At 69.8% G+C, this 6,797-nt stretch carries 7 protein-coding genes; 2 read left to right on the top strand and 5 right to left on the bottom strand.

Annotated elements, in window-relative coordinates:
• Nucleotides 1-1,653: ATP-binding cassette domain-containing protein (locus C666_RS18050; RefSeq protein ID WP_039919490.1), on the bottom strand; the 1,653-nt coding region annotated here is incomplete at its 3' end.
• 87 nt (nt 1,654-1,740) lie between these two features.
• Between C666_RS18050 and C666_RS18045 the strand changes: the two genes are divergently transcribed.
• Nucleotides 1,741-2,454 carry a hypothetical protein gene (locus C666_RS18045; RefSeq protein WP_004347174.1) on the top strand — a complete coding sequence of 238 codons (714 nt, stop codon included), beginning with the start codon at nt 1,741-1,743 and terminating at the stop codon, nt 2,452-2,454.
• 9 nt (nt 2,455-2,463) lie between these two features.
• On the opposite strand, the gene C666_RS18040 is transcribed toward C666_RS18045, so the two are convergent.
• Both C666_RS18040 and C666_RS18035 read right to left on the bottom strand, forming a co-directional pair.
• The gene (locus C666_RS18040; RefSeq protein ID WP_004347173.1) at nt 2,464-3,072 is read right to left on the bottom strand and encodes a 2-hydroxychromene-2-carboxylate isomerase; all 609 of its coding nucleotides are present in this window, start codon (nt 3,070-3,072) and stop codon (nt 2,464-2,466) included.
• A 237-nt stretch (nt 3,073-3,309) separates the two neighbouring features.
• The gene (locus tag C666_RS18035; RefSeq protein ID WP_004347171.1) at nt 3,310-4,191 is read right to left on the bottom strand and encodes a DMT family transporter; all 882 of its coding nucleotides are present in this window, start codon (nt 4,189-4,191) and stop codon (nt 3,310-3,312) included.
• 166 nt (nt 4,192-4,357) lie between these two features.
• Here C666_RS18035 and eco point away from each other — a divergent pair, with 166 nt between their 5' ends.
• Nucleotides 4,358-4,840 carry a serine protease inhibitor ecotin gene (eco, locus tag C666_RS18030; RefSeq protein WP_004347170.1) on the top strand — a complete coding sequence of 161 codons (483 nt, stop codon included), beginning with the start codon at nt 4,358-4,360 and terminating at the stop codon, nt 4,838-4,840.
• Nucleotides 4,841-4,866: 26 nt separating this feature from the next.
• Here eco and C666_RS18025 read toward each other — a convergent pair whose 3' ends face one another.
• Both C666_RS18025 and gshB read right to left on the bottom strand, forming a co-directional pair.
• The gene (locus tag C666_RS18025) at nt 4,867-5,955 is read right to left on the bottom strand and encodes an FAD:protein FMN transferase (RefSeq protein WP_004347167.1); all 1,089 of its coding nucleotides are present in this window, start codon (nt 5,953-5,955) and stop codon (nt 4,867-4,869) included.
• On the bottom strand, nt 5,955-6,797 hold an 843-nt coding region (gene gshB / locus C666_RS18020), incomplete at its 5' end, for a glutathione synthase (RefSeq protein ID WP_004347166.1). The genes gshB and C666_RS18025, both read right to left, overlap by 1 nt.

The raw sequence follows: 6,797 nt of genomic DNA, 5'->3' as shown, positions 1-6,797 counted from the left end.
GGCCTTGCGCGCCGCCTTGTCGGCGGCCTGGTCGGGGCAGGAAGCAGCGGCGGCGATCTCGGCGCGGCGGGTGGCGAGCCAGTCACGGTAGTCGTCGAGATCGCCGTCGAAGGGCTGGATGCGCCCGCCATCGACCAGCACGAAGCGGTCGCAGGTGGCGCGTAGCAGCGCGCGGTCGTGCGACACCAGCACCATCGCGCCTTCATAGTCCTGCAGCGCCATCGTCAGCGCATGGCGCATTTCCAGGTCGAGGTGGTTGGTGGGCTCGTCGAGCAGCAGCAGGTTGGGGCGCCGCCAGATCAGCAGCGCCAGCGCCAGGCGCGACTTTTCGCCGCCCGAGAAAGGCCCGCAGGGCGTGGTCGCCGGCGTCGAGGTGCCGCCCACACCGTCGCCGCGGAAGTCGAAGCCGCCGAGGTAGTCGCGCAGTTCCTGCTCGCGCGCGTGCGGGTCCAGCCGCGTCATGTGCTGCAGCGCGGACTCGTCCGGGCGCAGGGTTTCGAGCTGGTGCTGGGCGAAGTAGCCCGTCGCCAGGCCCTTGCCTTCGAGCCGGCGGCCGCCAGCCTGCGCGAGTTCGCCGGCCAGCAGCTTGATCAATGTCGACTTGCCCGCGCCGTTGCGGCCCAGCAGGCCGACCCGCTCGCCGGGACGCAAGGTCAGCGTGATGCGCTCCAGCACGGTCTTGGCGCCGTAGCCGACCGCGCCATCCTCGATCTGCAGCAGCGGATCCGGGGCCGGCGGCGCGTCGCGGAAGGCGAAGCTGAAAGGCGTATCGACGTGGGCGGCGGCGATGCGCTCCATGCGCTCCAGCGCCTTGATCCGGCTCTGCGCCTGGCGTGCCTTGGTGGCCTTGGCGCGAAAGCGGCGGATGTAGTCTTCCATGTGCGCGATCTCGCGCTGCTGCTTGTCGAACATCGCCTGCTGCTGCAGCAGGCGCTCGCCGCGCTGGCGCTCGAAATCGGAGTAGCCGCCGGAGTACAGCGTCAGGCGCAATTGCTCGATGTGGGCGATGTGGGTGATGCAGGCATCGAGGAATTCGCGGTCGTGCGAGATCAGCAGCAGCGTGCCGCGATAGTCGCGCAGCCAGGCTTCGAGCCAGATCACCGCGTCCAGGTCGAGGTGGTTGGTCGGCTCGTCCAGCAGCAGCAGGTCGGAGCGGCACATCAGCGCCTGCGCCAGGTTCAGCCGCATGCGCCAGCCGCCGGAAAAATCCGCCACCGGGCGCTCGATGTCCGACGGCAGGAAGCCCAGGCCGTCGAGCAGCGCCGCCGCGCGCGAACGCGCCGCATAGCCGCCGATCTCGTGCAGGCGGGCGTGCAACTCGCCGATGCGCCCGCCGTCGTGGTCGGCTTCGGCCCCGGCGAGGTCGGCCTCGATACGGCGCAGTTCGGCATCGCCGTCGAGCACATAGTCGATCGCCGGCTGCGGCAGGCCAGGGGTTTCCTGCGCGACGTGGGCGATCACCCAGCCCGGCGGCATCTCCAAGTCGCCCTGGTCGGGATGGAGCTGGTCGCGCAGCATGGCGAACAGACTGGATTTGCCGCTGCCGTTGGCGCCGGTCAGGCCGACTTTCCAGCCGGGGTGGATCTGCAGCGTGGCCCCTTCGACGAGGACCCTGGCGCCACGCGCGAGGCGCAAATTGCGAAGACTGATCACGAACGTAAAACGCAACCGGGCGGCCGCGAATCGAAATAAAGGCGCTATTCTACGCGCCAAGCGAATCGTCTCCGGAAACCTGCGCGCATGTCCCGCCCAAGCTTCATCCCCGCCCTGCCCCGCACCCTGTTGTCGCTGTCTGCCGCCGCCCTGCTGTCGCTGCCGCCCGCCGTGTCTGCACAGGCCCCGATTCCGCCCGATACGCCGCCGCGGGCGGCTGCCGAACGCGCCGCCGAGGATGCGCGCAGGACCGAACTCGAAGCCCGGGCCAAGGTGCTGCGCAACGAAGCCGAAACCACCTTTGCCGCCACCGAGGCGGGCTGCTACCGCAAGTTCCTGGTCAACCGCTGCATCGACCAGGCCCGGCAGCAACGCCTCGAAACCATCCAGCGCGCCCGCGCGCTCGAAGCCGAAGCGCGCCAGATCGACCTCGCCCAGCGCCAGCGCGCCGCCGCCGAAGTCCAGGCCGCCCAGCGCACCGCCCCTCCGGCCGAGGCAGCAAAGCCTTCCACCGACGTACCGACGCCCGCTGCCACCGCCACTCCGGTGCCGGCACCCGACGCCCGCATCGCCCCCGCGCCCGAGGCGGAACGCATCCGTGCCGAGCGCGCCCGCGCCGCCAGCGAAGCTGCGGCCGGCGAACAGGCCGCACGCGCCGCGCGCGATGCCGAGCGCGCCACCAAACGGGCCGAAACCGAGGCCGAGGCCGGCGCGCGCGCCGAAGCGGCCGCCCGCGACCGCGCACGTTACGAAGAGCGCATCCGCAAATACGAAGAAGAGCAGGCCGCGCAGAAAAAGTGACTCACTGACTCACGCCGGCCGCAGGCCGCGCGCCCAGTCCAGCGCATCCTCCAGCCGGTCGTTGCCCCAGAACAGCTCCTCGCCCACGCGCAGGCTCGGCGCGCCGAACAGGCCGAGCTCGGCCGCATGCTCAGTCTGGCGGCGCAAGGCGTGCTTGTTGTCGTCCGACTGCGCACGCTCGATCACCGCATCGGCATCCAGCCCGAGCTTCGACAGGATGTCCGCGATCACCGCAGGCTGGCCGATGTCCCTGTCCTCCGCGAAATTGGCGCTCATCACCGCGCGCGAAAACGGCGCTACCCAGCCCTCCTCCACGCCCACCAGCGCCACCCGCGCCGCCAGCAGGCTGTTGCGCGGAAAGCCGCTCGGCTTGCGGAAAGGCTGGCCATAGCGCGCGGCCAGGCGTTCCAGGTCACGCCACATGTAGCGCCCCTTGGGCGGATAGATGTTGAACGGCGAATCGTTCCAGCCCAGGGCCATGAACACCGGCCCGAGCAGGAAAGGCTTCCACTCGACCTGCACCCCGGCCGCTTCCGCCAGCGGCTCGATGCGCATCACCGACAACCAGGAATAGGTACTCGCGAACTCGTACCAGAACTCGACGACGGGACGGGACATGGCTGCGCTCCAGACAAGAAAAGCTCTTCACTACAGGAGGACGCCCCGAATCACAAGTGCCCCGGCATCGTCCCGCCAGACGCCCGGGATGGCCGGCCCGCCGTTGGCCGACGTCCCTCTGGTCTTCGGCCGCCCGGACGGCGCGTTCCATGCCCTGGTCGGCGACAAGCCGGGCCAAACCCTAGAGGTGGATTGGTGCGACATCGCCCCCGCGCGCCCCTAACCCGGCCGCACCACCTAGCGATTGGCGATCCAGATGCCCGCGCCGACCAGCCCCAGCGCAGCGAACACCGCCGGCGTCAGCGTCTCGCCCAGCAGCAAGCCGCCCGCCAGCACACCCAGCACCGGCGTCAGGAAGGAAAACGACGACAGCCGCGTCGCCGGATAATGGCGGATCAGCCAGAACCAGGCCACATAGCTCGCCGAGGCCACCAGCACGATTTGGAAAGCCAGGCTCGCCCACACCATCGGCACCGGCGCGAACACGCCCGGCTCGCCCAGCAGCCACGACAGCACCACCAGCACCAGCGCCGACACCGCCAACTGGTACAGCAGCATCTTCTCGGCCGAGGTCCGCGCCAGAGCCGTGGCCTTCACCGTCAGGGTGGTCGCGGCCCACAGCATGGCGGCACCGACCAGCATCAGGTCGCCGACCCACGCCTGCCCTGCCGGCCGCAGCAGATTCTCGCCGAACAGCACCAGCACCCCCACGAAAGCCAGCGCCATGCCCAGCCACTGCGCGCGCCGCATGCGCTCGTTCGGCAGCAGCCGTTTCGCCCCCAGGGCAACGAAGAAAGGCGCGGTGTAGAGAAAGATCACACCCCGCGAAGCAGTCGTGAACTGCAGGCCAAGAAAGATCAGCGCGAACTCGGCAGCAAACAGACAGCCCGCCAGCAGCCCCGGCCACAGCGTGCCATCGCGCTCGAACAGCGGCACCCTGCGCAGGCACGCCCAGCCGAACACCAGCACCGTGGCACCGGCCGAACGCAGCCCGCTCTGCCACACCGGCGAGATGCCCAGGCTGCCGATCTTGATCGCTGCCTGCTGCACGCCCCACAGCGTACACAACAGCAGCATCATGCCGATGGCGAGGCGGTCGAGCTGGGTCTTGGGCGGCATCGGATTCTCGGGAAAAGGCGGCGACCAGCCGGCCGCGCGCGAAACGCGTAATCATACCGACAGAAGCCCGGGCCACCACCGCATCGAGTGCTTCCACGCCCTGACCCGCCCCATTGATATACATTCCCACCGCAGTTCCGACACGAAGCGACACCGGAGAATCCCGATGAAAAAACCCCACAGCAGCCTGGCCACCCTTGCCCTGGGATTGTCCCTGAGCGCCTGCGCCGCCACGGCTGATGACCGCGCGGCCGGCCCCTGGCCGCCGGCCGGCGACGGCCACGCCCGCTACATCGTCGACCTGCCCGCGCTGCAGAATGAAAACGAGCACAAGGTCGAATTGATCGCCGGCAAGACGATGGAAGTGGACTGCAACGCCCGCGGCATGGGCGGCCGGTGGCAGGACAAGACGATCGAAGGCTGGGGCTACGGCTATTACGAACTGAGCGGGACCGGCCCCGTGTTCAGCACCATGATGGCCTGCCCCGAAGACAGCCGCAGGGAGGCCTTCGTACAGGTCGGCGGCGAGCCCAAGCTGGTGCGCTACAACAGCAAGCTGCCACTCGTCATCTATGCGCCGGACGACGTGGAAATCCGCTACCGCATCTGGTCCGCCGCGCCCGACAGCCAACCCGCTCCACGGCGCTGATCCGGTGTGCGGCTGCCGGGGCCAGCTCAATCGACGACGACCGGCTTGACCTCGCCGATGAACTGCAGCCGCGCACGCAGCGCCTTGGTGACCTCGACGCGACCATCCCCGGCCACGCGCAGCGCGTGGTCGATGCCGAAGCGCCGCGTCTGCTCGCGCCAGCCGTCCCCGGCCAGGTAGGCGGGCTTGCTGGCGGCATCGGACAACGTGCCGGTGCCCTCGTCGCCGGTGTTTCCGGCCTCCCTCCTGGGCGTCACCAGCACGGTCAGCGACTGCGTGCCGTGCGCCGGCTGGCCGGTGCGCGGATCCAGCAGGTGGGCATGGCGCTCGCCGTCGAGCATGAAGTAGCGCTGATAGTCGCCCGAGGTGCCGACCGCCTCGCCGTCGTACAGCGGCATGGACGCCAGCGGCGCGGGTTCGCGCGGATGCTGGATGCCGATGCGCCACGGCTGCTCGCCCTTCTTCCCCAGCGCCAGCACGTTGCCGCCGATGTTGATCAGCGCGTCGGCCACGCCCTGCTGCTTCAGGATGGCAGCGGCGCGGTCGAGCGCATAGCCCTTGGCGTAGCCGCCGAAATCGAGCTGCACCGCCGGGTTGCGGCTTGCGACGCGATTGCCGTCGATGATCAGGTCGGCCATGCGCGGCTTCGCCGCCAGCAGCGCGGCGAGCCGGCCGGAGTCGGGCCGGACCGGAACGAAAGTATCGGTGTGGAAACCCCACAAGGCCACCAGCGCGCCCAGCGCGGGGTCGAACAGTTCGTCGCTGGCGGCGGCGATGCGCTGTGCGTCCTTGAGCATCGCCGCCAGTTCGTCGGACACCGTCGCCGCCTCGCCGCGCGCGATGGCGGCATTCAGCGCGGTGAGTTCCGACGGTTCCCAGGCGTGATAGGCGCGATGGAGGCGGTCGAACTCGCGCAGCACGGCCTGCGCCGCAGCATCGGCAGCGGCCTGGTCCGCGGCGTATACGGCCACATCGACCCGCGTGCCGAACACGAAAGCCTCATGGTGGAAGACCTCGGCGCGCGAGCATGCCCCCAGCAGCAGGACGCAGGCGAGCAGGCCCAGGCGGCGCAGCCAGCCGGCCGCGCGCGGCGCCATCGGCATCGTGGCGCCCATCAAGCGCAGGCCTGCTCCAGCTTGTCGATGACCAGCCCGGCGACATCGAAGCCCTGCTGCGCCGCGATCTCGACCATGCAGGTCGGGCTGGTGACGTTGATCTCGGTGAGATGCCCGCCGATGACGTCCAGGCCGACGATGAGCAGCCCGCGCTGCCACAGGATGGGCGCGAGGTATTCGGCGATCTCGCGTTCGCGCGCGGTCAGCGGCATCGCCACGCCGCGGCCCCCGGCGGCGAGATTGCCGCGCGTCTCGCCGGCCTGCGGGATGCGCGCCAGCGAATAGGGCACGACCTCGCCGCCGATGATCAGCACGCGCTTATCGCCATCGGCGATCTGCGGCAGGTAGCGCTGCGCCATGATCGTGCGCGCGCCGTCCTGCGTCAGCGTCTCGATGATGACGTTGCGGTTGGGGTCGTCCTTCCTGACACGGAAGATCTGGCTACCGCCCATGCCGTCGAGCGGCTTCAGGATGACGTCGCCGAGTTCGTCGATGAAAGCCTGGATGTCGACCGCGTCGCGCGCCACCAGCGAGGTGGCCATGAACTGCGGAAATTCGGTGATGGCCAGCTTCTCGGAATGGTCGCGGATCGCGCGCGGATCGTTGAACACCCGCGCGCCGGCCTGCATCGCATCTTCCAGCAACCAGGTGGCGGTGACGTACTCGAAGTCGAAGGGCGGATCCTGGCGCATCAGCACCGCGTCGAATTCCGCCAGCGGCAGCGCCTGTTCCTGCCCGGCGGGCTCGTACCAGGGCTGGTCGCCCGCCAGCGGGCGGATCGGCAGCGCGCGCGCCGCCACCGCGCCGTCGCGCCACGCCAGCGCGCCGCGCTGCAGCGTCCA

It is taken from the genome of Thauera linaloolentis 47Lol = DSM 12138, from assembly GCF_000310205.1.
Classification (GTDB): Bacteria; Pseudomonadota; Gammaproteobacteria; order Burkholderiales; family Rhodocyclaceae; genus Thauera; species Thauera linaloolentis.
The sequence above is the reverse complement of the archived record's forward strand: the minus strand, read 5'-3'. Positions and strand labels throughout refer to the sequence as shown.

Excerpts from the sequence above, each read along its gene's own strand:
- eco (WP_004347170.1), top strand. The coding sequence starts at position 4,358 with ATGAAAAAACCCCACAGCAGCCTGGCCACCCTTGCCCTGGGATTGTCC.
- C666_RS18045 (WP_004347174.1), top strand. The coding sequence starts at position 1,741 with ATGTCCCGCCCAAGCTTCATCCCCGCCCTGCCCCGCACCCTGTTGTCG.
- C666_RS18035 (WP_004347171.1), bottom strand. The coding sequence starts at position 4,191 with ATGCCGCCCAAGACCCAGCTCGACCGCCTCGCCATCGGCATGATGCTG.
- C666_RS18040 (WP_004347173.1), bottom strand. The coding sequence starts at position 3,072 with ATGTCCCGTCCCGTCGTCGAGTTCTGGTACGAGTTCGCGAGTACCTAT.
- C666_RS18025 (WP_004347167.1), bottom strand. The coding sequence starts at position 5,955 with ATGGGCGCCACGATGCCGATGGCGCCGCGCGCGGCCGGCTGGCTGCGC.